The sequence below is a fragment of the Amycolatopsis sp. NPDC059235 genome (assembly GCF_042754125.1).
GTDB classification, from domain to species: Bacteria; Actinomycetota; Actinomycetes; order Mycobacteriales; family Pseudonocardiaceae; genus Amycolatopsis; species Amycolatopsis albidoflava.
Map to the genome: position 1 here is coordinate 26703 of NZ_JBHZAG010000061.1, position 25223 is coordinate 51925.

The 25223-nt window shown below is 68.3% G+C and carries 22 protein-coding genes; 12 read left to right on the forward strand and 10 right to left on the reverse strand.

Annotated features, from left to right (window positions below):
• Positions 1–206: 206 nt before the first annotated feature.
• Positions 207–1466 (reverse strand): MFS transporter, encoded by a 1260-nt coding sequence (locus ACFXI3_RS31815; RefSeq protein ID WP_344266464.1) that lies wholly within the window; start codon positions 1464–1466, stop codon positions 207–209.
• 317 nt (positions 1467–1783) lie between these two features.
• Between ACFXI3_RS31815 and ACFXI3_RS31820 the strand changes: the two genes are divergently transcribed.
• Complete coding sequence (locus ACFXI3_RS31820; protein ID WP_378404525.1) at positions 1784–3661, forward strand: FAD/NAD(P)-binding protein; 1878 nt, start codon at positions 1784–1786, stop codon at positions 3659–3661.
• Here the strand turns inward: ACFXI3_RS31820 and ACFXI3_RS31825 are convergent.
• The 3 genes from ACFXI3_RS31825 to ACFXI3_RS31835 all read right to left on the reverse strand — a co-directional run bounded on the left by ACFXI3_RS31825 (position 3651) and on the right by ACFXI3_RS31835 (position 6061).
• Positions 3651–4550 (reverse strand): glycosyl hydrolase family 18 protein, encoded by a 900-nt coding sequence (locus ACFXI3_RS31825; RefSeq protein ID WP_378404527.1) that lies wholly within the window; start codon positions 4548–4550, stop codon positions 3651–3653. The genes ACFXI3_RS31820 and ACFXI3_RS31825 overlap by 11 nt on opposite strands.
• 49 nt (positions 4551–4599) lie before the next feature.
• Positions 4600–5238, reverse strand: coding sequence for an HNH endonuclease family protein (locus tag ACFXI3_RS31830; RefSeq protein WP_344266455.1), 639 nt, complete (start codon positions 5236–5238; stop codon positions 4600–4602).
• 151 nt (positions 5239–5389) lie between these two features.
• On the reverse strand, positions 5390–6061 hold the full coding sequence (locus ACFXI3_RS31835) for a hypothetical protein (RefSeq protein WP_378404529.1): 672 nt from the start codon (positions 6059–6061) through the stop codon (positions 5390–5392).
• A 76-nt stretch (positions 6062–6137) separates the two neighbouring features.
• Between ACFXI3_RS31835 and ACFXI3_RS31840 the strand changes: the two genes are divergently transcribed.
• Positions 6138–7424 (forward strand): adenylosuccinate synthase, encoded by a 1287-nt coding sequence (locus ACFXI3_RS31840; protein WP_037808782.1) that lies wholly within the window; start codon positions 6138–6140, stop codon positions 7422–7424.
• A 52-nt stretch (positions 7425–7476) separates the two neighbouring features.
• Here the strand turns inward: ACFXI3_RS31840 and ACFXI3_RS31845 are convergent, their stop codons facing one another.
• On the reverse strand, positions 7477–7974 hold the full coding sequence (locus ACFXI3_RS31845; RefSeq protein ID WP_378404531.1) for an OsmC family protein: 498 nt from the start codon (positions 7972–7974) through the stop codon (positions 7477–7479).
• Positions 7975–8123: 149 nt separating this feature from the next.
• Between ACFXI3_RS31845 and ACFXI3_RS31850 the strand changes: the two genes are divergently transcribed.
• Entirely contained in the window at positions 8124–9026 is a 903-nt protein-coding gene (locus tag ACFXI3_RS31850; RefSeq protein WP_344266445.1) for a TIGR03564 family F420-dependent LLM class oxidoreductase, read from the forward strand.
• Here the strand turns inward: ACFXI3_RS31850 and ACFXI3_RS31855 are convergent.
• The 3 genes from ACFXI3_RS31855 to ACFXI3_RS31865 all read right to left on the reverse strand — a co-directional run bounded on the left by ACFXI3_RS31855 (position 9007) and on the right by ACFXI3_RS31865 (position 14322).
• Positions 9007–10644: a Na+/H+ antiporter gene (locus ACFXI3_RS31855; protein ID WP_344266442.1), complete on the reverse strand. Its 1638-nt coding sequence runs from the start codon at positions 10642–10644 to the stop codon at positions 9007–9009. The genes ACFXI3_RS31850 and ACFXI3_RS31855 overlap by 20 nt on opposite strands.
• Positions 10645–11213: 569 nt before the next feature.
• Complete coding sequence (locus ACFXI3_RS31860) at positions 11214–12749, reverse strand: amino acid permease (RefSeq protein WP_344266439.1); 1536 nt, start codon at positions 12747–12749, stop codon at positions 11214–11216.
• Between the two features lie 229 nt (positions 12750–12978).
• Entirely contained in the window at positions 12979–14322 is a 1344-nt protein-coding gene (locus ACFXI3_RS31865) for an FtsX-like permease family protein (protein WP_378404534.1), read from the reverse strand.
• 272 nt (positions 14323–14594) lie between these two features.
• On the opposite strand from ACFXI3_RS31865, the gene ACFXI3_RS31870 reads away from it, so the two are divergent.
• Complete coding sequence (locus ACFXI3_RS31870) at positions 14595–15041, forward strand: nitroreductase family deazaflavin-dependent oxidoreductase (RefSeq protein WP_378404536.1); 447 nt, start codon at positions 14595–14597, stop codon at positions 15039–15041.
• Positions 15042–15092: 51 nt separating this feature from the next.
• Here the strand turns inward: ACFXI3_RS31870 and ACFXI3_RS31875 are convergent, their stop codons facing one another.
• Positions 15093–16229 (reverse strand): glycerophosphodiester phosphodiesterase, encoded by a 1137-nt coding sequence (locus ACFXI3_RS31875; protein WP_378404538.1) that lies wholly within the window; start codon positions 16227–16229, stop codon positions 15093–15095.
• A gap of 241 nt (positions 16230–16470) precedes the next feature.
• Between ACFXI3_RS31875 and purD the strand changes: the two genes are divergently transcribed.
• The 8 genes from purD to ACFXI3_RS31915 all read left to right on the forward strand — a co-directional run bounded on the left by purD (position 16471) and on the right by ACFXI3_RS31915 (position 24081).
• Complete coding sequence (gene purD, locus ACFXI3_RS31880) at positions 16471–17730, forward strand: phosphoribosylamine--glycine ligase (RefSeq protein ID WP_344266427.1); 1260 nt, start codon at positions 16471–16473, stop codon at positions 17728–17730.
• Positions 17731–17830: 100 nt separating this feature from the next.
• A complete protein-coding gene (locus ACFXI3_RS31885) occupies positions 17831–18220 on the forward strand; it encodes a PE domain-containing protein (protein ID WP_344266423.1) in 390 nt (129 codons plus the stop codon).
• Entirely contained in the window at positions 18201–18803 is a 603-nt protein-coding gene (locus tag ACFXI3_RS31890; protein WP_344266421.1) for a DUF3558 domain-containing protein, read from the forward strand. Before ACFXI3_RS31885 ends, ACFXI3_RS31890 begins: the two co-directional genes overlap by 20 nt.
• Before the next feature lie 9 nt (positions 18804–18812).
• Entirely contained in the window at positions 18813–20441 is a 1629-nt protein-coding gene (locus ACFXI3_RS31895; RefSeq protein WP_378404541.1) for a hypothetical protein, read from the forward strand.
• Positions 20438–21196: an ESX secretion-associated protein EspG gene (locus ACFXI3_RS31900; RefSeq protein ID WP_378404543.1), complete on the forward strand. Its 759-nt coding sequence runs from the start codon at positions 20438–20440 to the stop codon at positions 21194–21196. The genes ACFXI3_RS31895 and ACFXI3_RS31900 overlap by 4 nt, the downstream gene beginning before the upstream one ends.
• Positions 21197–21384: 188 nt before the next feature.
• Entirely contained in the window at positions 21385–21696 is a 312-nt protein-coding gene (locus tag ACFXI3_RS31905; protein ID WP_370933142.1) for a hypothetical protein, read from the forward strand.
• 22 nt (positions 21697–21718) lie between these two features.
• A complete protein-coding gene (locus tag ACFXI3_RS31910; RefSeq protein WP_378404545.1) occupies positions 21719–22873 on the forward strand; it encodes a transglycosylase SLT domain-containing protein in 1155 nt (384 codons plus the stop codon).
• 41 nt (positions 22874–22914) lie between these two features.
• The gene (locus tag ACFXI3_RS31915; RefSeq protein ID WP_378404547.1) at positions 22915–24081 is read left to right on the forward strand and encodes a pyridoxal phosphate-dependent aminotransferase; all 1167 of its coding nucleotides are present in this window, start codon (positions 22915–22917) and stop codon (positions 24079–24081) included.
• A 98-nt stretch (positions 24082–24179) separates the two neighbouring features.
• Here the strand turns inward: ACFXI3_RS31915 and ACFXI3_RS31920 are convergent, their stop codons facing one another.
• Positions 24180–25157: a hypothetical protein gene (locus tag ACFXI3_RS31920; protein ID WP_378404549.1), complete on the reverse strand. Its 978-nt coding sequence runs from the start codon at positions 25155–25157 to the stop codon at positions 24180–24182.
• Between the last annotated feature and the right edge of the window lie 66 nt (positions 25158–25223).

Sequence of the window (25223 nt, forward strand, 5' to 3'; positions counted from 1 at the left end):
GTCTTGCGCGGATCTCCAGTGACACTCGCCTTACTCACAGTTTCAGACCGTTTGCCGCCTGTCCACAAGGGCCTTAGGTGTGTACATTTTTCCCGAACACGCCGGATGAAGGGTGACCAGCGATGCGCAGCAAGGAACAGTGACCGCGTAGCAGCACCGCAAGGTCGCGCAGGTCAGAGCCTCACGCGCGGGGCATGTCGGGGTAATCAGGCATGTTCGGCGCGTGTGGCTTCCTTCGCAGACCCCTCTTCGGCCTGCCCGGAAACGGTCCGCTGCCACGCGATCGCGATCGGAATCGTGATGAGCAGCCCGGCCAATCCGAAGATCCCGACCGTCGTCTGCGCGCTCACGTGGTCCGCGATGACCCCGCCGATCAACGGCGTCACGCCCATCGTCGTGGTCAATCCGGTGTTCGACAGCCCCATCGTCTGCGCCCGGCTCTCGTCCGGGACCGCGACCGTCAGCGACGCCGTCGCCTGCAGCAGCGCGATCGTGCCGAAACCGCCGGAGATCACGAACAGGATCACCGAGACGACCGGGCCCGGCTGCAGGAAGCACAGCAACAGCGGGATCGCGGCGAGCGCGGTCATCGGGCCGATCAGCTTCGGCCGGATCCCGGCGGGCACCCAGCGCGTGTAGACGAACGTGAAGATCACGCTGCCCACCGGGTCGGCGGCGAGCAGGAAGCCGATCATTTCGGATCCGCCGCCCGAGGACGCGACGTACGGCGCGGCAATGCCCTCGTACACCGGCATCAGGCCGGCGAGCCACGTGAAGACCATCAAGGACCGCAACGCACTGGTCGCGAAGGCGACCTTGCCGCCCGCGCTCAGCGAGGAGAGGAACGGCTTGCGCTTCTCCCCGCTGGCCGCCGCGGGGCGGGACTTCAGTCCGAAGCGGAGGAAGAGCGCGGAGAGCACGAAGGTGCCCGCGTCGAGCACCAGGGCGAGGCGGGCGTCCATCGCGAGCAGCAGCGCGCCACCGCCGGCGAAACCGAGCAGCTGCGCGGACTGGACCGTCATGCTCCGGATGCCCATGCCGACCACGAAACGGTCGCCTTCGAGCACCTGCGGCAGCAACGCCAGCTGAGACGCCTTGAACGGCGGATTCAGCAGTGAAACACAGCCGACGAGCACGCATAGCGCCCAGAACGGCAGTCCGGGAATCGCAACGCACAGAATCAGTGCCGCGCGCGTGGCGTCGACGGTGACCATGACCGCCCGGCGAGGGAAGCGGTCGGCGAATCCGGTCAGGAAGATGCCGCCCAACAGCGACGGGAAGAACGTGAGCGCGTAGGTGAGGCCGGTCAGCGTCGCGGAACCGGTGTTGGCGTAGACGAGGACGGACAACGCGACCCGGGCAAGCTGGTCGCCGGCGATCGACAGCAGTTCGCCGAACCACATCGCGCGGAACTCGGCGACTCCGAACACCTCGCGGAACGTGACCCGGTGTGGTGCTGTCGTCATGCGTGTTCTCCCCGCTGCTGTGTGCGGACTGTGCCGCACTAGTGACCAACGGGTGACCCTAGATCCTCCTGGTCACGGGCCGGTCACACGAAGTGAGTTGCCAAGCTCAGTGTCTCGTGACTGTTGGTGATTCTCTAGGTTCTTTCGCCGGTATCCGTCAGGTCACGGTCAGTTCGCCACGTGTCCAGACGATAGCGCTCCGCACTCTCCTCCGGGGTCTGTTCGATCTTTGTGGTTTGTGCCACATCCGTTCGGGGCGGACGTCCGCAGAGTGGAACGGCCGCCGCTCGGCCACCCGGCCGCGTAGCTTCGCCCGGGTGACCGCTCTCCCGACGTTCACGCTTGCCATCGTGGGCGCCGGACCTCGCGGGGTCGGCGTCCTCGAACGGCTGTCCGCGAACGCCGCCGAACTGCTCGGCGACCGGCAAGCCGAAGTCCATCTCATCGACCCGTTCCCGCCCGGCCCCGGCCGCGTGTGGCGGTACGAGCAGTCGCCGCTGCTGCGGATGAACTCGATGCCCGAGGACGTCACCGTGTTCACCGACGACACCGTCCGGATCGACGGCCCGGTGCGGCCGGGTCCGTCGCTGATCGAGTGGGTGCGGCAGGTGCGCGCGGGCACCCTCGCGTATCCGGTGCCGGACGACGTCCGCGCCGAGTTCGAGGCCCTCGCGTCCACGGATTTCCCGACCCGGCGGCTGCAGAGCCGGTACCTGGAGTGGTTCTACCGCAACGTGGTGGCCGAATTGCCGCCCGGCATCACGGTGATCGAGCACCTCGCCACGGCCGAGAGCATCGACAGCGACGAGACCGTGCGGCTTTCCGACGGTACGACGGTGACTGCCGACGCTGTGGTGCTGACGGTCGGCCATCTCGACGCGGTCCCCGACTCTCGCGAACGCGAGCTGGAGGCGTTCGCCGAGCAGCGCGGGCTGTCCTACTACCCCGCCGGCTACACGGCGGACGTCGACTACTCCGCGGTGCCCGCCGGAGAACCGGTGCTGGTTCGCGGTTTCGGCCTGGCGTTCGTGGACCTGATGCTGTTGCTCACGGAGGGTCGCGGCGGCCGGTTCGAGGAGCTGCCGTGCGGCGGTCTGCGCTATCACCCGAGCGGTGCCGAGCCGGTGCTGCACGTCGGGTCCCGGCGCGGGGTGCCGTATCACGCGAAAACCGGTTATCGGCTGCGCGGGAAACCGTTGCAGCTGCCCAGATTCTTCGACAAGCGCGCCATTGACGGCTTGACCGGCCCGCTCGACTTCCGGGCGGATGTGTGGCCGCTGATCGCGAAGGAACTCGCCTGGGCGTATTACACCGAGCTGTTCACTGGACATCCGGACCGCGTGCGTACGGATTTCGCGGTGTTCGCGGACAAATTCGCCGACCTGCCGTGGGGAACGTCCGAAATGGACGCTCTGATCGCGACGGCCGTTCCTGCCCTGGAAGATCGGCTCGACCTGGAGCGGCTGGACCGCCCGTTCGCTGGCCGCCGTTTCGATTCCGGCGAGGAATTCGGGAAGGCGGTGCGGAAATACGTCGAGTCCGACCTGGCGCGACGGGCGGATGTGCACCACAGCGCGGACCTCGGCGCGTTCATGGCGTTGCTTTCGGTGATCGGTCAGCTGCCCGCGCTGCTCGCGACCGGACGGCTGACTGCGGCTTCCCAAGTGTCCGATATGGACGGCTGGTTCCACGGTTTTTTCTCTTACTACGCAAGCGGTCCGCCGCCGCGTCGGCTCGACGAACTGCTCGCGCTGGAGGACGCTGGCGTCGTGTCGTTCCTCGGTGCGGACATTTCGATCGCCGCCGATGAGACGGCCGGGTCGTTCGTCGCATCGAGCGTCAGTCACCCGGATACGGTCGCCGCGCGCACGTTGATCGAGGCGCGACTGCCGAACGCCAGCGTTCCGCGAGTGTCCGATCCGCTGTTGCGCAGCCTGCGGGACACCGGTGCGCTGGCCGAGGAGACTGTGCCGGATGTCGACGGCGCGACGTTGCCTTCCGGGCGGATTGCCACGACGATCAACGACTTTCGACTGGTCACTGTGGACGGTGGGGCGCATCCGCGACGGTTCGCGGTCGGCCCGCACACGAGCGTCCGATCGGCGGGCGCGTTTACCCGGCCGCGCACGAACGCGATTTCGTTCCGGCAGAACGACGCGCTGGCAAGGGAAATCCTGCGGCTGGCTAACCCTTGACCGTCGGCGCGATCTGCTGCGCCCACTCCCACGGTGCGGCGGTGTCGCCGGGCAGCGAGTTGAAGTACTCCCAGCCGTCGATGCCGCCGAAGTCCGAGTATTTCTGGACGAGACTGCCGACAGTGTTCTTCAGTGTCGGCATGTCGACGTAACCGTTGCAGTTAGCCGGATTCGTGACCGTTCCGGCGACGACCTTGCTCGCCGGGACGACACCGTGGCTGATGATCTGGTCGTAACCCGAGGTGTCCGCCAGCGAACCCCAGCCGCAGTAGAACTGGGTGTTGAACCAGGAGATCTGGTCGCCGCGCTCGCGGTAGAGCCGGTCGTAGTCGAGGCCGGAAAGACCGCCGCCGCCGCTGAGTTCGGTCGCGACCGGTGCGAGGGTGATCAGGAAATCCGGGCCGAAGTCGCCCCGCAGCGCGTCGAACACCCGGTTCAGCGCGTCGTTCGACATCTGTTCCTCGACGTCGAGGTCGATGCCGGACAGCGAATGGTCGCGGATCAGGTTGCGCAGCAACGGATAGTAAGTGTCGAAGTCCTGCTCCAGGCGCTGGAAGCTGCCCTTCGCCGCACCGCCGACGAAAGCGAGCGCGTGCACGCCTTTGCTTTGCATCGTGGCGAGATCGGCCCACATCTGCGTGAACTTGCCGTCCGAGGGCGGATCGTCGTTGAGCGTCATGGTTCCGCCGTCGTTGAGGTGCACGGCTCCGACGATCACGTCGGTGACGCCCGCGTCGTGGTCGGTGAGCCCCAGCGGGGAGATGTACGACCCGTTTTGGTGCGTAGTTTGGTAGTACACAACGACTCTGCGCCCGGTCGCCGCCGTCGCCGGGACCGCTCCGCAGAGCACCAGGAACACCGCCAGCACCGCCGCCGTGATCTTCCTCATGGGTTTGGACCATAAGACGGCGGCGGCGCCCGCGGTAGGGCTGATCGGGTCAGCAGCGCCCCAGCATGTCCGTCAGCGCAGACTTCTCCGCCGAATTCACGGTGAGCTTGAACTTGGCCTTGACCGCTACCCACATTTTGGCGTAGGTGCACCAGTATCCGGTGGACGGCGGCTTCCACTGGTCCGGCGACTTGTCGCCCTTTTCCTGGTTCACGTTGTCGGTCACCGCGATCAGCTGCGGGTCGGTCAGGTCGTTGGCGTAGGCCTGGCGCTGCGCGGTGGTCCACGACGACGCGCCGGTGCGCCACGCGTCGGCGAGCGGCACGACGTGGTCGATGTCCACATCGGACGGAGAGCTCCAGGTCGCGCCGTCGTACGGCGAGGTCCAGGTGCCCGAGGTCGGGGCGCAGTCGGAGCCGACCTTCACGTTGGTGCCGTCGCGCTTGAGCACCATCTCGCGCGTGTTGCAGCTGTTGCCTTGGTCGATCCAGTGCGGGAACTTGTCGCGGCTGTACCCGGTTTGCGAGCCGTCCGGCTTCACCGTGAGACCGGCGAGCTGGCTCTTCGCGGTGTCCGCCGACGGGATGCCGGGCGGGGTGGCATCGGCGACGCCCACCGTGACCGAGCCGAGCAGCGCGACGCCGGCCAGGACGGTCAAGGAGTTGCGAACTGTACGTGTGGTCGGCATATTGCTGCCTTCCTGGTCAGATGCGGGACTGATTCACCTTTGACCACGAAAGTGGCGTGCGCAACACCGTCAGGTGACAGGAAACCGACCTTCAGTAAACGGAAAGTCACCGAGAGTCCAAGTCGGCTTGAACCTCGTCCGCACCGCCGGGTCAGCCGCGGACCGCGCGGAGATCGGCGGTGTGCCGGTACCAGGTCCGCCGGGTGATCTCGCGTTCCTGCGGAACACCGTCGATGACCAGCGAAAACGTCGGAACGCAGCCGAGCTGGAAGGCGCGCCCGCGATACGTCGAGGACCGTTTGAGGAGCTTGCCGCGGGTGATTCGGGCGGTGACACCGGAGTCGTCCGGTGCGACCTCGATGCCGGAAACGAATCCGTCGAAAGCCACCTGTTCGTCGCAATACGCCTGGCCCTTGACATCCCGCAGGGTCGCGTGCCCGAGGAGCACGCCGCCGGTGTCGTCGCGCACGAGGGAGCTCTCGGCGTCCTCGCCCTTCCAAGCGAGCGCGAACGCCTCGTCCGGGTCCGAAGGCAGCCGCCAGCGCGCGGCGACGCGAGAGCCGGCCTCAGTGGCCACGAAACCGACTGACACGCCCGGGAGGAGTTCGCGGCGCATGAGACGCACCACCACGGCGGCTAGGTCGGCGTCGGAGCCCAACACGACGAGCCGGTCGTGTTCCCCCAGCAAGGGGTCGATTTCCGCCTTGCCGGGACGGGGTCCGGCATGCACCAGCGGGACGTCGCCGAGCCGTGCGGGGAGATCCGCCGCGGTGCCGCAGGCCACCACTATTCCGCGCACTCCGGCGTCCTCCGTTAAAGTCATGCACCGGCATTTACCAGCGCCACCCGTGCCCCCGTCCGGGGTCACTATTCCTATTGCCGAACACCTGGAGTGTCACATGCCGGCCATCGTGCTGATCGGTGCCCAGTGGGGGGACGAGGGCAAGGGCAAGGCCACCGACCTGCTCGGCGACCGCGTCCAGTGGGTCGTCCGCTACCAGGGCGGCAACAACGCGGGCCACACGGTCGTGCTGCCGAACGGCGAGAACTTCGCGCTGCACCTCATCCCGTCGGGGATCCTGACGCCGGGCGTGACGAACGTCATCGGCAACGGCGTGGTCATCGACCCGGGCGTGCTGCTGGACGAGCTGGCCGGTCTCGAGGAGCGCGACGTCGACACCAGCAAGCTGCTGATCTCGGCCGACGCGCATTTGATCATGCCGTACCACGTGGCGATCGACAAAGTCACCGAGCGCTATCTCGGCAGCCGCAAGATCGGCACCACCGGCCGCGGCATCGGCCCGTGCTACCAGGACAAGATCGCCCGCGTCGGCGTCCGGGTGCAGGACCTGCTCGACGAGAAGATCTTCCGCCAGAAGGTCGAGGCGGCACTGGAGTTCAAGAACCAGGTGCTGGTGAAGGTCTACAACCGCAAGGCGCTCGACGCGGACCAGGTCGCCGACGAGGTGCTCGCGGCGGGCGAGAAGTTCGCGCACCGCATCGCCGACACCCGGCTGCAGCTGAACCAGGCGCTGGAGCGCGGCGAGACGGTGCTGCTGGAGGGTTCGCAGGGCACGCTGCTCGACGTGGACCACGGCACGTACCCGTTCGTCACGTCGTCGAACCCGACGTCCGGCGGCGCGAGCGCGGGCTCGGGCATCGGCCCCGGCCGCATCACGACCGTGCTGGGCATCCTGAAGGCGTACACGACCCGCGTCGGCTCCGGCCCGTTCCCGACCGAACTGGACGACGAGTCCGGCGAGTACCTGCGCAAGCAGGGCGGCGAGTTCGGCGTCACCACCGGCCGCTCCCGGCGCACCGGCTGGTTCGACGCGGTGATCGCCCGCTACGCGGTGCGGGTCAACGGAATCACCGACTACTTCCTGACCAAGCTGGACGTGCTGTCCGGCCTGGAGAAGGTCCCGGTGTGCGTCGGCTACGAGGTGGACGGCTTCCGCACCTCGGACATGCCGATGACCCAGACCGACGTGCACCACGCGGTGCCGATCTACGAAGAGCTGCCGGGCTGGTTCGAGGACATCTCGAACTGCCGCACGTACGACGAGCTGCCTGCCAACGCGCGGGCTTACGTCGAGCGGATCGAGGAACTGTCGGGTGCGCGGGTTTCGGCGATCGGCGTCGGTCCCGGACGGGAGCAGACGATCGTGCGGCACGAGTTCGCCTGATCTTTTTCGCTTGAGCGGCCAGGCTGGTTTCGTACCGGCCTGGCCGTTTTTGTCAGCGAACCGTTGTGGTGACTGGGGTTTGGTTGCGGAAGAGGTCGAGCACCGGGCAATGTTCGTCGACCGCGCGGCGGAGTTGTTCGTAGACCTCGGGCGCAGCCGGGCCTTCGAGTTCCACGGACACCCGGACGTCGCTGAAGCCGGGGCGGGTCGATTCGTCGAAGCCGAAGAACCCGTGCAGGTCGAGGTCTCCGTCCACCTTCACGCGCACTGCGTCCAGCGGGATGCCGAGGCGGGCCGCCCAGAACTGGTACGTGATCACCTGGCAGGAGCCGAGCGAGGCCAGCGCGTACTCGACCGGGTTCGCCGCCTGGTCGGTGCCGCCGAGGGCGGGCGGTTCGTCGACGGTGAAGGCGTGGTCGCGCACCCGGACGTCCACCACCGTCGCCGTGTTCGGGGCCAGTGCGTGGTCGACACTGAACGACACCGCCGCGTTGTGCCGGTCCGTTCGCACGGCTTGGCGGGTGCCGTCGATGACGTCGGTCAGTGACATCGGTCCTCCTGGGGTCGTCGGGCGTCCAGGGTGCGGGTCCGCCGGGTCGTCGGGCAGGGGCTCTCGTCGGATGGGAAGGCGGCTGGCACAAAGCCGCGCACGTGGTTCGGATGGTGAGAAACCGGGGCTTTCCCGAATAGTTTGAAGAGATGAGCGTCGGACTGACCTTGCCCGCACTTCCGCGGGAGCACATCACGGTGACCGAATTGCTGAACCAGGCACGCGAGGCCGAGGAGGCTGGTGCGGCGTCGATCTGGTTCGCTCAGCTGCCCGAGGGCTATGACGCGCTGGCGTCGGCCGCGCTGGCCGGGCAGGTGACCTCGCGGGTCGAAATCGGGACGTCGGTGGTGCCGATTTACCCGCGGCATCCGCTGGTGCTGGCCTCTGCCGCGCGCACGGCGAGCGAGGCGTCCGGCGGGCGGTTCACCCTCGGAATCGGCCTGGGAGCGAAGAACTTTCTCGAACCCGTCTACGGCACGCCGTATCCGCCGCCGGTGCGGCACCTGCGGGAGTACCTGACTGTCCTGCGCGCGTTGTTCGCCGGGGAGCAGGTCGACTTCACCGGCTCGACGGTGGAGGTGCATCTGTCGGAGCCCGCGCCGGCGGCGCCGATTTCGGTGATCGTCGCGGCGATGGGTCCGCAAGCGTTGCGCGTCACCGGAGAACTGGCTGATGGCACGCTGCCGTACCTGGCCAGCCCGCGGGCGCTCTCGGAGCTGATCGTCCCCGGGATCGGTCCCGGCAAGCGAGTGATCGCCGCGGTTCCGGCCGTGGTGACCAGCGACGTCGACGCGGTGCGCGAGATCGCGGCGCGAGAACTCGGTTTCTACGGTTCGATTCCGTCGTACCGGCGCGTTCTGGAGGCAGGCGGCATCGAAAACGCGGCGGAGTTGGTGCTGATCGGCGACGAGGAGACGGTCGCCGCCGGCGTGCGGCGTTACTTCGACGCCGGCGCGACCGACGTGTTGCTCACCCAGACCGCCCTGCACACCGACGAGGACCGGCGGCGTACTTGGCGGCTGGCGGGCGAGCTCAACTCATCCGGTTCGTAAGGGTTGTCGTCACTGACATTTCCTCCAGATCGAGTTCGCGCAGCACCTTCTGCAGGACGTCGTCGTCAAGGCGGCCGGCGCGGTTCTCCTCGATCATCGCCGCCCGCTGGGTGATGAGGAGTTCCCGCCGCGCCTTGGCGAACTGCGCCTGCGGGCTGTCGCGGCGTTCCTCGCCGGACAGGGTGATCGCGGCCTGCGCGAACCGGTAACGGGTGTCCACCACGCGTTCCAGCCGTTGTTCGAGCCGCTTCATTTTCTCCGGCTCCATGTCCAATGTGGACAGCTGGTCGCGGGCGAGTTCGCGCAGCCGTTCGTGCGCGGCCTTCTGCGCGACCTTGCGCGCGGCCAGCTCCTCGGCCTGATCGCGGGCGTCCTCGTCCGGATCCTGGACTTTGAGCAACCGGATCAGCGGCGGCAGCGTGAGTCCCTGGATCAGCACAGTCCCGACCGCGACGGCGAACGCGAACAGCTGGATCTCGGCACGCCCAGGCGTATCCGCCGGAACACCGGACGCGGCGGCGATGGTGACGACACCGCGCATGCCGGTCCAGGAGATCACCGCCAGCGAACGCCACGCCGGCGGATCGTGTTTGGTGCGTCTGAGAAGTTGCAGCGACCGAGGCAGATAGCTGGACAGGAATACCGCGGGTATCCGCACGAACATCGTCGCGAGCAACACGACGACCGCGGACAACGCGAGCGTCCCGTTGTCCCGCGCGGCATGCTGCGCCCCGTCGAGCACGAACGGCAGCTGCAGCGCCATCAAGGCGAACACCAGCGCCTCGAGCAGGACGTCGATCGACGCCCAGACAGACCGGTCCTGCACCCGCGTCGCCGGTGACGCCCGCAGCGACCGGTGCCCGAGGAACAGCCCCGCCGTGACGACCGCCAGCACGCCGGACCCGCTGAACTCGGCCCCGAACGGATGCAGATGCTCCGCGGTGACGTACGCCGCGAACGGCACGACGATCCCGAACGCCGATTCGAGCAGCGGATCGTCCAGCCGCGTGCGGATCAGCTCGACGACCCCGCCCGCGACCAGCCCGACCAGAATGCCGACCACCGTCGCGACGGCGAAGACCGCGAACCCGTGCCCGAGCGACCCCGCCGTCCCGACCACCGCGGCGAGCGCGACCTTGTACAGCGTCAGCGCGGCCGCGTCGTTGACCAGGCTCTCGCCGGTGAGCACCGTCATCACTCCCCGCGGCAACCCCAGCCGCCGCCCGATCGCGACAGCCGTCACGGCATCCGGCGGAGACACGACCGCCCCGAGCACCAGCGCCGACGCCCACGGCAAATCGGGCAGCAGCAAATGCACGACGAAGGCGATCACGAACGCGGTGGCCACCACGAGCAGCACGCCGAGCGTGATGATCGGCCGCAGATTCGCACGAAAGTGGGAGATCGAACTCTCCAGCGACGTCGAGTACAACAGCGGCGGCAACACGACGGTCAGGATCAGCTCGGGCTCCAGCTCGACCCGCGGAACGCCGGGAATCAGCGCGATCCCCAACGCGACCACCACGATGAGCAGCGGCGCGGACAGGTTGAACCGCCGGGCGATCGCAGTCAGCCCGAGCGACCCGGCGAGCACGCCGACCAGCGTCAAGGTCTCCATGCTTCGCATCTTGACTCATGGGTAGCGCGAGGCGCGGATGGTTGGGTTCGTGTCGGGACTCCCTTCGGGGTGAGGCGGACGGGTGAGGTCGAGGCGGGCAGGGGTTCGTGGGTGGTTGGTCCGCATTCCAGCGCGATACGGAGGCGACGGAGTTGGCGGCGGACGGCGGGCATAGGAGTGGTCGGCAGGCCGTGTGGACGGCGCTGACGCCGGATGACGGTGTGGACGGCGCGGACACCGGCTGGTTGGCGGACGCCGCGGATACGACGGTGATTGGTGGACGGCGCGGATGTGGGGGCGGTTGGTGGACGGCGCGCGGGCATGGGTGGTTGGTAGTGATGGGCGGGGTCGCCCGCCGGTGCTGCTGAACTCGTCTGCGCACGGCGGTTCGGCGAGTGGGTTTGGTCAGGCCCTGCTCGTAAGCCCAGCCCGATGCTTGTCGGCGGAGCGATGCCGGGGCAGCGCGGTGCCAGGTGGCGCAACGCCGGGTGGAGCTTTGCCGGGCAGGGCGATGCTGGGCAGAGCAACGCCGGGTGGAGAACGGCCAGTCGCCGCGAGAATCCGCAGGGCTAACCGAGTTCCTTGAGTTCCTTTTCCACCGCGGCCAATTCCTCCGCCGACCCTTGCACCTTCGGGCCGGTGAACCACTTCCTGGCCGACAAGACCCACCACAGGGCGGCTCCGCCCAGGACGACCAGGAAGGCGATCGGCGTGTAGTTGAATGTGTCGACCGTGATGGGGCTTGCTTGGGGGAGCATGAAGAGCACGAAGATCACCACGACCCACCCCGTCGCGACGATGCCGATCGGTTTGCCCCAGCGGCCCAGATTCCACGGGCCCTTCTCGAAGCTGTCGCCCCGGCGGACGCGAAGGAAGACCGGGATCACGTATGCGACGTACAGGCCCACTGTCGCGATCGAAGTGACTGCTGCGTAAGCCGTCGCGCTCCACAGGTACGGCAGCGCGAGCACCAGCGCGCCGCCGGCTGCCAGCCATACCGCGTTGGTCGGGGTTTGGGTCCGTTTGTTGATGTTGTGCCAGATCTTCGAACCCGGGATCGCGCCGTCGCGGGCGAAGGCGTAGATCATGCGGGAGTTCGCGGTCACCGAAGCCATGCCGCAGAACAGCTGGGCGCCGATACAGATCAGGAGCAGGAATTTGCCGGTCACCGCGCCGGTCGCGTCGATGAAGATCTGCGCTGGCGGGACACCGGTGGCCGAGTTGACCGCTCCGTCGTAGTCCTGGATCGCGAAGGTCAGGCCGATCAACAGGATCCAGCCCGCGACGAGCGACACGAGGATCGAGTTGATGATTCCGCGCGGACCCGCTTTCGCGGCGTTCTTGGTTTCCTCCGTCATGTGCGCCGAGGCGTCGTAGCCGGTGAGGGTGTACTGCGCCAGCAGCAAACCCAGCAGGAACACGTACGGCGCGGAACCCCAGCCGGTCTGGTTCACGAAGCTGCCGAACACGAACGACGCTTCCTGATGCTTCGCCGGCACGAACACGAGCACGCCCACGATCACCAGCACGCCCACCAGATGCCACCACACGCTGACGCTGTTCAGCACCGCCACCACGCGCACGCCGAAGGTGTTCAGCACCCCGTGCACCACGAGAATGACGGCCAGCAACAGAATCGTGTGCCCCGGCGTCGCGCTGAAGCCCCACTGCAGATCGAGGAACGCGTTGAGGAACAGGGCAGCGCCGAAGTCGATGCCTGCGGTGACCGCGATCTGCCCGATCAGGTTGAACCAGCCGGTGAACCACGACCACGCGGGACCGTTGCGGGTCGCCAGCTTCGCCGCCCAGTAGTACAGCCCGCCCGCCGTCGGGTAGCTCGAACACACCTCCGCCATGCCCAGCCCGACCAGCACGACGAACAGCCCGACCAGCGGCCAGCCCCAGATCATCGCCGCCGGGCCGCCGGTCTTCATGCCGAAGCCGTACAGCGTGAGGCAGCCGGACAGGATCGAGATGATCGTGAACGACACGGCGAAGTTCGAGAACGCCGACATCGTGCGTTTGAGTTCCTGCGCGTAGCCGAGCGCGTGCAGGCGAGCGCTGTCTTCGTCGGGTTGTCCGGTCTGCTGGTCGGAGACATCCATCGGGCACCCACCTGAAAGGTATGCGGACAGACCATTGAGAGTGCGCAGAAGTTAGCCCTCTCCGTTCGCGGGTGTCAAGGTTTCGCTGGTCGCTGGGCGGAAGCTCCTCCGAACGGCGCAGGGCGGTCCGGGTCTGGGTGATCAACATAGAACCAGTATGTCGAACGAATGTTCGAGAGCGCATCACTCGAACCGGTCGTCTCCTGGCCAGCCGCACGCGGCGGGCCGGTCAGCGGCAGGCCTGCACCGCCGGGACGCGGATCGCCTGCCGGGCGGTGCCGACGCTGGAGGCCAGGGTCAGCGCGCACGCGATGAGCACGACGCCGAGGTAGATCGTGATCGTGGCGTGGGGCAGGACCGAGCCGGTCTTCACCAGGCTGTACGGGACCACGGTCGCAACCGAGGCGATCGAGCCGAACAGCACCCCGGTCGACGCCAGCACGGCTCCCTCCAGCCCGACCATCCCGAGCACCTGCGGTGGTGTCGAACCCACGAGACGTTGCTGGCCGAACTCCCGCCTGCGGTGAATGGTGGTGGCGATGAGCGTGTTCACGAGCATGATCGCGGCGAACAACGCGACCATGCCGACCACCACGTAGTTCAGCGTTTCGATGCTCCGCGCGATCTCGGTCCGCGCCCCGGTCGCCGCGGAGTTCTCGATGCTCTGCATGTAGAGGGTGCCGGTGGCCATTCCGGTGAACAGGATGTTCGGCACGAGGGCTCCGGCCAGTTGCTGAGTCTGCCCGTGAAGGTTGAGCACGGCTAGGTAGCCGCTGGCTCCCGTTCGCCTCAGCGGCTTGGCCGCCGCCCTCGTGATCACCGCCAGCAGCGAGGGCGCGAGCAGCGCGAACCCGACCGCGGACAGGATCGCGCCCTGGCCGCCAATAGCCATCAAGGCGGCCTCCCTGCCGGTGAACACGGTCGCGGTCAGCACTCCGGCGGAAATGCCCGTGGCGAGCACGAGAACTCCGGCAACCAGGCGGACCCGACCTGGTCGAGCGTCGCCGATCGACGCGGTGAGCAGCCCTTCCCGCACCCCGATTCTGGCTCTGCGCCACGCCGTCGCCGCGGCTGCGATCGCGGCCGCGAGCAGCGTGATCCCGAGGCCGATGCTGATCGCGAATGGACCGAATTCGGCGGGCACGCGTTCAGGCAGGCGCTGGGCGTTCTTGAGCAGGCCGACCACCAGCCGGCCGGTGAACACGGCTGGCGTGATCGCCGCGAGAAACGCGACGATCGCGATGGACACCGCTTCGCCGACGATCAGCTTGCCGATCTGGGCAGGGGTCGCGCCGATGCTTTTCAGCAAAGCGAGTTCGGTGTCCCGCTGCCGCACCAGCAAACCGAGTGTGGACATCACCGCGACCACGACAAGCACCAGGCCCCAGCCTCCGACCGCGCTCGCCATGATGGTCAGGATGCGTCCGGTCGATTCGTCGACGTTGGCGCGGGTGTCCAGCAATGAAGCGAAAGTCATCAGGATTGTGGCGCCGAGGAACAGCGAGACAAAGCTCGCCGCGAAGCTGGCGGGGCGGTGCCGCAGCGAGCGCAGCGCTAGCCGAAAGATGATCATCGGCCTACCACCGTCCGCTCGTGCTGACCGACTCCCATCGCGCGGTCTGCACCGCAATTCCAGCCACTTGTCTTCTCCCCTCGACAGCCTGCGCAACGAACGCTAGGGCTCTCGACGGCACGACGACGATGGCCTGCACCCCCCGTTACGGGGTGGGGTCCGCCTTACCTCCGTCCGGCTGAACCGGCACGTCGGGCCAGAATGTCGAGAACATCGGGGCGGCTCCGTCTCCGGGCAAGAAACCGCCGCCCGCACCAGAAAGGACCGCCGTCATGGCTGTCGCCGAAGACCTCGACCGTGCGACCGACTCGAAGTGGGACTGGGTCGCTGAGCAGACCCGGGCGTACCTGGCCTCGAACGGCGCGGAAGGCCACGAATCCAACGGCCTCTACACGCTCCTGCTCGTCACGACCGGACGCAAGACCGGCATTCCCCGGCGCACCTGCCTGATCTACGGCACCTCAGGCGACGAATTCGTTGTCGTCGCTTCCAAAGCCGGTGCCGACGAGGATCCGGAGTGGTTCAAGAACCTGGCGGCGGAACCGAGCGTTGGCGTGCAGGTCGGCGACCGCCGGTTCAGTGCCCGCGCTCGCGTCGCGGCACCGGACGAGCGCGAGATTCTCTGGCCTCAGATGGCGAACATGTTCCCGCTCTACGACGAGTACGCGCGGAAAACCGACCGCGTAATCCCGATCGTTTTGCTCGCTCCGCGAAACTGAAAGGCCCGCCGGCGACGCGAACGTCACCGGCGGGCCGGGAAGAAAAGAAAATCAGCGACCGGTGAAGTCCCGCACCGATTCCAGCGCCGTGTCCGGCTGGTCGGCGAAGAATCCGTCGACCCCGGCCTTCAGGAATGCCGCTTCCTCCGCGAACACGTTGCCGAACGCGCTCGGGCTGGCCGAGGAGCGCAGGTTCGCCGGCAGGAACGGGTTTTCGTTGCGGAAGGTGTAGGGCTGCACCTCGAGCCCGGCGCGGTGGGCGTCGGCGATCAGCGTGGTCGGCTTGCCGAGGTTGTCCTGCGCGTCGCGCGGGATGATCTGGCCCTTCTCCGGGCCGAGGTACTTCGCGTATTTCGCGATCTCGCGCAGGCCGGCGGGCGTGACCAGGTCGGCGTAGGTGCGCTTGTCGCCCTTCGCGATGAAGTCCGCCGGCGCGCCCTTCGCCTCGGTCAGCTGCAGCAGCGGGACGCGCACCTGCTTGTGCAGTTCCTGCAGGTTCGACACCTCGAACGACTGGATGATCACCGGCGCGTTCGGCCGGTTCAGGCCGTTGCGGTTGAGGATCGACACCAGCTTCGGTTCGGTCGGGTTGCCGATCGAGGAGAAGTACGTCGAGTGCTTGACCTCCGGGTAGGTGCCCAGCGTCCGGTGCAGCTCGTGGCCGAGCCGCCGGGTCAGGTCGAGCACCTCCTGGTACGTCGCGATCCGGTAGCGGCCGTCGTAGAGCTGGTTGTTCGGCCGGTTCTGCGGGATCCGCTCCTTCGCGTAGAGCGTCTTCAACTCGGCGAGGGTGAAGTCCTCGGTGAACCAGCCGGTCATCTTGGTTCCGTCGATGACCTTCGTGGTCTTGCGCGAGGCGAACTCCGGGTGGGCCGCGACGTCGGTGGTGCCGCCGATCTCCGGCTCGTGCCGGGCGACGAGCTGGCCGTCCTTGGTCGGCACCAGGTCGACGTCGACGTAGTCCACGCCCATCCGCCAGGCGAGTTCGTACGACGCGAGCGTGTGCTCCGGGCGGTAGCCGGGCGCGCCCCGGTGTCCGACGATCACCGGGCCATCGTGCCGGGCGCCGCTCGCGGCCGCACCCGCGGCCGTGTCCTCGCTCGCGGCGGCCGGGCCGATCGCGAGGCCGGCGACGCCGAGCAGGGCCAGGCCGGACAGGGCGAGCACGCCGAGGCGTTTGCGCTTCATGGGGGGACCTTTCTCTACCGGGCGATCCGCAGCTCGCCACGACTACCGCGTCACCCTCACCGCCGCAAGCGTCGGGCGCGCGGCACCAGCCGGACGGGCGGTTGACAACCGGGTAAACGGTGGATGGCGGCCGAATCCGGACACCGTTCTCCCTGGACCGGACCAGTCGCGCACCTGGTCCGGGCCGGGGTCGCGGACGGCGCGCTGCCGCGGCGCGACACGCACCGTTACGCTGTCCGGCGTGCGCGTACTGGTAATCGGCTCCGGCGCTCGGGAGCATGCACTCGTCCTCGCGGTGGCAGGCGACCCCGCGGTCACGGCGCTCGCTTGCGCCCCCGGCAACGCCGGCACGACTGCGGTCGCCGAGCAGCTCGGGGTCGAGCTCGCCGAGCCGGAGGCCGTCGCGGCCCTGGCCAAGGAGTGGAAGGCCGACCTCGTCGTGATCGGGCCGGAGGTGCCGCTCGTCGCGGGCGTCGCCGACGCGGTGCGCGAAGCCGGTATCGCCTGCTTCGGACCGTCTGCCGCGGCTGCGCGCATCGAGGGATCGAAGGCGTTCGCGAAGGACGTCATGGCGGCCGCGAAGGTGCCGACGGCGCGCAGTGAGGTTGTTGACACTCCCGCGCGTCTCGACGCCGCGCTTCAGCGCTTCGGGCCCACCTGGGTGGTGAAGGACGACGGTCTCGCCGCGGGCAAGGGCGTCGTCGTGACCCAGGACGTCGAGGTCGCGCGCAAGCACGCGCTGATGCTGCTCGACGGCGGGCACCCGGTCCTCCTGGAGTCCTTTTTGGATGGTCCGGAGGCTTCGCTGTTCTGCTTCGTCGACGGCCGCACTGTGGTGCCGATGCTGCCCGCGCAGGACTTCAAGCGCGTCGGCGACGGCGACACCGGCCCGAACACCGGCGGCATGGGCGCGTACGCACCGCTGCCGTGGGCCCCTGAGGACCTGGTGGACGACGTCGTCGCGCGGGTCGTGCAGCCGGTCGTGGACGAGCTCGCCGACCGGGGCAGCCCGTTCTCCGGCCTGCTCTACGCCGGTCTCGCGCTCACCTCGGAAGGCCCGCAGGTGATCGAGTTCAACTGCCGCTTCGGCGACCCCGAGACCCAGGTTGTGCTGGCGCTGCTGCGTACGTCGCTGGCGTCCGTCCTGAACGCGACGGCGACCGGGAAGCTGGCTGAGCTGCCGCCGCTGGAGTGGTCAGGCGGGGCCGCGGTCACCGTCGTGATCGCCGCGGACGGGTACCCGGGCAAGCCGCGCACTGGGGACGTCATCACCGGCGGAGAGATCGAAGGCGTGCTTCACGCGGGTACGCGGCGTCGCGACGACGGTGCGGTGATCTCGGCCGGCGGACGCGTGCTGTCGGTCGTCGGCACCGGTAAGTCGCTGAAGGCGGCGCGTAAGCACGCGTACGAGACTGTCGAGCGCGTACACCTCGCTGGCTCGCACCATCGCACCGATATCGCACTGCGCGCGGCCAACGGGGAAGTAAGCGCTCCCGCCTGAGCACTTTCTCCCACGAAGTTCGCCTCGGGTTCACGCGCCGGTTGGTAGCCTCGAAACGGGTCCGTACGGTCACCGTCCGTATCACGGGAGGGGTTAGCGCATGCCGGGAAGCACACCGCTCACCGACCTGGCTTCGTCGGTACCGGCAGCGCCGGGTGTGGCGGACATCGTGGTCGAGCCGGCGAAGCTGCTTGAGGTCGCGCGGGTGGTCGACGAGCAGGTCAGCGCGCTCGAAGACAAGCTCCTCACGCGGCTGGGCGAACTGCGCGTCGACACTCCTTCGTCGGACGCGGTGAGCGTGAACGCGATGGCCGCGTGGAACACCGTTGTCGCGGAAGGTGATCAGTCGTACGCCGCCCAGGTGCGTGCGTACGTCGCCAATCTGCACAAGCTCGTCGGACAGCTGCGCGAAGCAGCGAAGACGTACGAAGCCAGCGACGCGGACAAGGCCGCGGCTTTCGGGGACCGCGGTGCGCACGGCATCCACTAAGCCGATCCTCGCGGTTGTCGCGGTACTCGGCGTCGCGGGCTGCTCGTCGGGCGAGCAAGGCACCGCGTACCCCGTACAGCCCGCGATGAGTTCCCTCGCGCAGCAGACGAAGGCGGCCGCATTGCCGCAGCGGCCGTCGGATTTGCCGATCGCCGGGACCGATCCGTGCGACCTGCTCGGCCAGGCGCAGCTCGACCTGCTGAAGGTCACGAGCGTGCCGCGCAAGGCCGCGGAGGCGAAGGACGGCCCCACCTGCGTGTTCGATTCGGACAAGACCGAGCCGTTCCACGCGCTGCACCTGCGGATCGTCGGCGCGGACGTGCAGGAATGGCTCACCGGCTCGCGGCGAAAGAACAGCATGACCACCGCGGCCACCAGCGTCGAGGGCTATCCGGCGATCACGAACTACCGCGCGGCGGGGACGCCCTCCGACTGCGAGGTGCTCGTCGGCGTCGCGCAGGGACAAACCATGGCGGCACAGGAGTTCGCGGTCACCGCGGGCGCGTTCAGCCAGCCGCAGTTGTGCGAAATCGCCACCCAGGCCGCCGGCCTGGCCGTGCAGGGCCTGAAGAACCGGACCTAGGGAGGGCGCGTGGAGATCTCCGAACTCGCGGGCAGGATCCGCGACCACCGTTTCGACGGGTGGACCGACACCGCCATCGCCGACGAGATCGAGAAGTTCGGCACCGGCGACGGAATCGCCAGCATCGCCACCGCGGTCGAGGCGCTGCGGGAGGTCGCGACCGCGCTCGCGGGCACCGACCGCACGCTGCGCGACCAGCTGGCGAAGCTCGGCGTGGAATGGCAGAGCCAGGCGGGCGGACAGGCCGGGCAGGTGCTCTCAGATCAGGCCGGCTTCTCCCAGGACGCGATGCAGAAGGTCACGCACACCGCGGAAATGCTTTTCGCACAAGGGGAAGCGTTCAACCGCACCAAGTACAAGCTGCCTGATCCGGCGGCGGTGCGCAAAGGCGCGGAGAGCCTCACGATCGTCGATTCGGTGGCGAGCTTCCTTGGCTTCGAGACTGATCACGCGGCACAGGTGCACGCCGCGGACAACGCGCGCGGCCAAGCGGTCGAGGCGTTGAACGCGTATGCCCAGCAGAGCGGGGAAAACCTGCTGTCCACCGAACCGTTGAGCCAGCCGCAGTCGCTCGCGATGGTCCAGCCCGGCAGCGGGCCGAGCCCGGTCGACCGCGCGGCCGCGGCGGTCGACGTGACGCCGGACGGCCAGGTTCGGCCTGCCGCGGCGTCGGTGAAGTCGCAGTATGTTCCGCCGCCACCACCTCCGGCCCCTTCGGTCTCTCCGGTGGTGGATCCGCCGACGCCTGCGTACGGCACGGCTTCGCAGGCGCCGGCTTCTCGGCCAGCCGCGCCGGTGGTCGAGGCCAGCTATGTGCCGCCGTCCGCGCCGCCGCCGTCGGGTTGGGAGAAAGCACCGGCAGCTCGGGGCGGCGAGCCGGGATCGCCTGGCGCGCCTCGGTCGGGTGGCTCCACCAACGCGCCGGGAATCCCCAGTGCGCCAAGCACTTCCGGCGGGACACGGGTTCCTGGCGCGGTGCGTCCCGGGGAGTCCGGCACGTTCCTGCCGACTGGTCCGCGCGGGACGAGCAGCGGATCCGACAGCGGTGGTCCGGCTAATCGCGGCACTGTCGGCAGTTCCGAAAGTCTCGGCGGCACAACGGGTCGCGGTGGTTCGGGAGGAAATCCCGGCGGCGGCGCGGGCGGAAGCGACCCTGGTGGCGGACACGAAAACCAAGCGCTGCAACGAGGTCGATTGGTCGGCAGCGTCCAACAGCCGCCGCCTGCTCCCGTCGCCGAAACTCCCGGCAACGCTCCGGCCCCGCGCGGCGGAGGAGCGTCGGCTGGCGAAATCGGGGCAGGCGCTGCGGCTTTGGGCGCAGGAGTGGCCGGTGGCGCGCTTTCCGGCGACCGCGAACGGCAAGGCCGCGCGCAAGACGGTCAGCAGAAGGGCCCGGTCCGGCCGTTGCCGGTGGACGAGCTTCCCGAGGAAGAAGCCGTCGCGCTGCGGAAGGCCGAGCAGATCGCGCCGAAATCAGGCAGCGGCGACGCCAAGTACCTCTCCGAAGCCGCTCCGCAGGAAACCGACGACGAGCACGTGCGCCGCTTCGGTGTCGACGACAAGGACCTGTTCGCCGACGGCCGGATGGTGACGCGCGACGTCCTCGGCGACGGCACGGGAGACGTGCGCCGGCCGTGAACCTGGTACTGACCGCCCTCGAATTCGACGTGCTGTGGGAATCGCTGGACCTGGGCGGACGCCCGGCCGCGCTCGCGGTTCCGTCGCCCGGGCGCACGCACACCGAACGGGCCGAACTGATCGAGTCCGTCTGGGATTCGCTGGCACAGCGCAGGCTTGCGCGCGGCCGTCGGCCATCCGGGACGGTGCTGGATCAGCTGCATTTGCTGGCGCGTCCACGGGAGGCCCTGGACGTCTGGGTGTGGGCGGACCGCGAGATCCGCGGGCGCGCGGTGAGCCGGGGCAGCCAAGCCGTGCTCGCGGTGGTCGACCGGGACGAGGTGTGGCTGATCGACGCCGAACCGGACACGCTCGCCGACGCCGCGGTACGGGTCGCCGGGGATTTCGACGCCGGGGTCGGCCAGTCGATCTCGGTCCCGCACAGCACGCTCGTCGCCGCGGATACGGCTGCCGCTGGCGATCCGAAAGCGCTGGTCACGGCTTTGGAGGACCGGGGCGTGGCGTTGTGGGAGGCGCAGGAGCTGGCGGGCATGCTGATGGGACAGGCGGCGCGCGGCCAGTTCTGCGCGGAACGGGTGCTGCGGGACGGAACGGTGCGCCGGTCGCCGCATGTGGCGGCGTTCTACGACACTGATTCCGGGCGGTATCTGTTCCAGCTCACTGACGATTCGGACGGGCATACGTGGGCGACGGTGAGTCCGGCGGACAACGCGGTGCTGGCGGAGCGGGTGCGGGAGTTGCAGGCCGCGATTTGACGCCTTCGGGCTGACCGTTTTCTCCCTTTTCGTTCGCGCTATAACCCGGTCCGGGGGTTCGCGCCCCGAAGTCGCGGAGAACTGCACACGGCACGCGCTCGAAGTCTTAGAGTAAGCAGGGAACCGACTCGGTGAGCGGAGCGTCCGAACTGGTCGGGAAGCGAGTGTCGCGAAGGGGATGACGAACGGTGCCTGTCTACGACCCGGATTCCATGGCCATTGCCGCCAGGAACGTGGAGAAGCTGAAGGACGAGTTCGAGAAGTCCAAGAAGCATCTCACCGGCGTTGACGAGGAGCACGAGAGCCCGTTCGGCACGATGGGCGGCTCGAAGGACGTGCACGGCGCGGTCGGCACGTTCAAGCAGGGCGTGCACAGCGAGTTCGACGCGGCCGGGAAGCTGATGGAGGCGACCAGCTTCATTATCAAGAAGGCGGCGGGGCTGATCCAGGAGACCGATCAGGTCCACAAGACCGACCTGACCGTCCACGAAGACCGCTGAGCAGGCACGAGGGGGCTAGAGCATGGCGCTGATCGACTATCCGCCGAACTGGAACGGCATTGTCGATAAAGCTAAGAAGGTCGACAAGATCAACCCGGGCGTGATCAGCGACGCCGGGAAGCAGTTCACCGACGCCGCGAAGCAGGCGGGCGACCACAGTGCCGCGCTGAACAATTCCACGAAGTCGTTGTCAGGCGGAGTGTGGGAAGGTCCGGCGGCGGACTCCTTCGTCGAGTACGTCACGCAGATCACCAAGGCGGGCGACAAGGTGCAGGGGCATCTTGACGACGTCGGCAAGGACCTGACGCAGCTGTCGTCTGACCTCGGCGGGATCAAAAGCAAGGTCACCGAGGCCTTCAACACCGCCAAGACGAATATCGACAAGCGGATCAAGGAAGAGTCGGACAAAGCGCAGAAGGCGCAGGCGGCCGAGGCGGCGTACGCCAACGACAAGTCGGACAAGAAGGGCCCGCCGCCCAGCCCGACGTCGCAGTCGATCATCGACGCCGCGAACAAGGCCAACCAAACGGACGCCACGACTGCCGAGCAGACCATCGACCCGCTGCTGAAGCAGGCCGACGACATGGTCAAGAAGTCGCAGGATCTGATGAAGACCCAGATCGAGGGCGGCTACTCGAAGGTCCCGCTGCCCAACTCGGACGGCACCGTCCCGCAGAGCACCGGCGGTCTGCACACCGGACACGGCGGTGGCGGAAGTGGCGGCGGTGGCGGCCACCACGGCGGCGGTGGCGGTGGCGGCGCGTCCGGTGGCGGCGGTGGTCTCGGCCCGAGCGGCGGTCCGCCCTCCTCGCCTCCGCCCGGCAATGTTCAGCAGTGGATCCAGGAAGCCATCAAGGCACTGCAGGCCGCGGGCGTGAACGTGACCGACGCGGACATCAAGAACATCTGGGCGATCATCCAGCACGAGTCCGGCGGCAATCCGAACGCGATCAACAACTGGGATTCCAATGCCGCCGCGGGCCATCCGTCCAAGGGCCTGATGCAGTGCATCGACTCGACGTTCAACGCGCACAAGCTGCCCGGCCACGACAACATCTACAACCCGGTCGACAACATCATCGCGGGAGTCCGGTACTCGCTCGACCGGTACGGCTCGATGTCCAACGTCCCGGGCATCGCGGCGATGGCGCACGGCGGCGCGTACCGCGGTTACTGACGGCTCACCCCGCACGCGGTTCCGCCGGTTAGCCTGGCCGCATGGTCGACATCGGTGCTTTCGGCGGGCCCGCGTTGCGGGCAGGCGTGCCTCCTTTTCACGTGATGGACGTGCTGTCCGCGGCTCAGGCCCGGCAGCGCAGCCACGGCGACCTCATTTCGCTGGCCGCTGGGCAGCCGTCCGTGCCCGCTCCGGCGGCGGTGCTCGAAGCCGCCCAGGAAGCGCTCAAACAGCACACCCTCGGCTACACCGAGCAGCTCGGCATTCCTGAGCTGCGCGAAGCCGTCGCCGGGCATTACCGGCGCACCTACGACGTCGACGTGGCCGCGTCCGACGTCGTCATGACCACCGGCTCGTCCGGCGGGTTTCTGCTGTCGTTCCTGAGCGCGTTCGACCCGGGCGCGCGGGTCGCGATGGCCCGTCCGGGCTATCCGGCCTACCGGAATCTGCTGAACGTCCTCGGCTGCGAGGTCGTCGAGTTCGCCACCACGGCCGAGACGAATTTCCAGCCGACCGTCGAGCAGCTCGACCGGCTCGGGCCGATCGACGGGCTCATCGTCGCGAGTCCCAGCAACCCCACCGGGACCGTGCTGCCGCCGGGTGAGCTGGCCGCGATTTCCGGCTGGTGCGCGTCGCACGGCGTGCAGTTGATCAGCGACGAGATCTACCACGGCATCTCGTATGGCAAGCAGCTCGATTGCGCCTGGCAGTACGGCCGGGAAGCGCTGGTGCTCGGGTCGTTCTCGAAGTACTTCGCGATGACCGGCTGGCGGCTCGGCTGGATGCTGGTGCCGCAGCGGCTGCACCGCGCGGTCGACGTCCTGACCGGCAACTTCACCATCTGCCCGCCCGCGGTTTCGCAGTACGCGGCCGTCGCGGCGTTCACCCCGGAGTCCTACGCCGAAGCGGACGCGCACGTCGAGCATTACCGGCGCAACCGCGACCTGCTCTTCGCCGGTCTGCGCGAGATCGGCCTCGACAAGCTCGCCCCCGCCGACGGCGCGTTCTACGCCTACGCCGACGTCTCCGAGCACACCACCGACAGCCTCAGCTGGTGCCAGCGCCTGCTCGCCGACACCGGACTCGCGATCACTCCGGGAATCGACTTCGACCCGGTCGACGGCGGCCGCTACGTGCGGTTTTCCTTCGCCGGCGCGACCGAGGACGTGACCGAGGGGCTGCGTCGGCTCGGCGGCTGGCTGGGGTGAAACCGGTCAGGGGAACCCGGAGATCTCTGGCCGTCGGCCGCTGACCTGCTGGTGCGTCGAGGCAGCGTGGTTCCGCCGCGCGGGCTTGACCGGTCCGGTCAGCCGTGCTGCTCGGGCCAGTCCCATTCGAGCCCGTACCTCCCGGCGCGCAGTCCGAGCATGACGGCGTGCGTGTTGGCCGATTCGCTGATGCGCACAGGTCGTTCGGTCGGGGTCGGATCGCTGAACGGGCGGCGGACCTCCCGGCAGCGGACTGGGACGGCGCCGGGACCGAACTGGGCCTCGATCAGGAATTCCTGGATGGGCAGCCGGAAACTGGCGGTCCAGCTGTTGTCGGACGGCTGTCCCGGCTCGGGGTACAGCTCGATCTCGTATTCGATGACCACGGTTTCGCCACGGCGGAGCGCACTGTCGAAGAGCAGTTCGTTGATCATCAGGTGCTTCTCTTCGCTCACCGACTGGCGGCCCAGCCTGCAGTTGTGCGTCGAGATGAGCGTCGGCCGCCGTCGGGTGCCAGGAGAGAGTTCCAGCAGGTTGAGGTCGTGGCTGAGGCCGTCCCGTTCGGCCCGCAGGACGTGCCGGTAGCTGATCCGGTGCACAGCCCGGCCGGAGTCGAGGTGACAGCGCAGGTGCAAGCTGATCCGGCGCAGTCCGTTCTGCGGTGCGATGTCGGCGTCGGTCATCAGTGCCGACAGACCACTGGAGTCCAGCCACTGCTCGTCGGGCACCGCGGACTCCTCGGCGGCGACTTGCCTGCCCCTCGGCCGGGGCGGTCCCAGCCTGCCGGACAGCCTGCCCATCGGCAGTTCGAGGACGTTCTCGAGCTGGCGCACCGCTTCTATCGACCGGCGTTGTTCGGGCTGGCGACTGCCGGACTGCCAGTTGCTCAGCGTCGCCAGGCTGACCCGGCTTCCGCGCTCGGTCAGCCTGGCCCGGATGCGTTCCAGGGTGAGGCCGCTGGCATCGATCGCGCCGCGCAGCGTGTCGGCGAAGGAGGGCCCGGCCGGGTCGAGGGAGTCGAAATTGTTCCGCTGGTCGGGACTGTGCCGTGCGTCCGAATAATCGTGGAGCGTCAAACGCGCGTCACCTCCGCTGCGACTCCCCGTGCCGGTGGCACCTTCCCTCGTTCGGAACCCTATCGA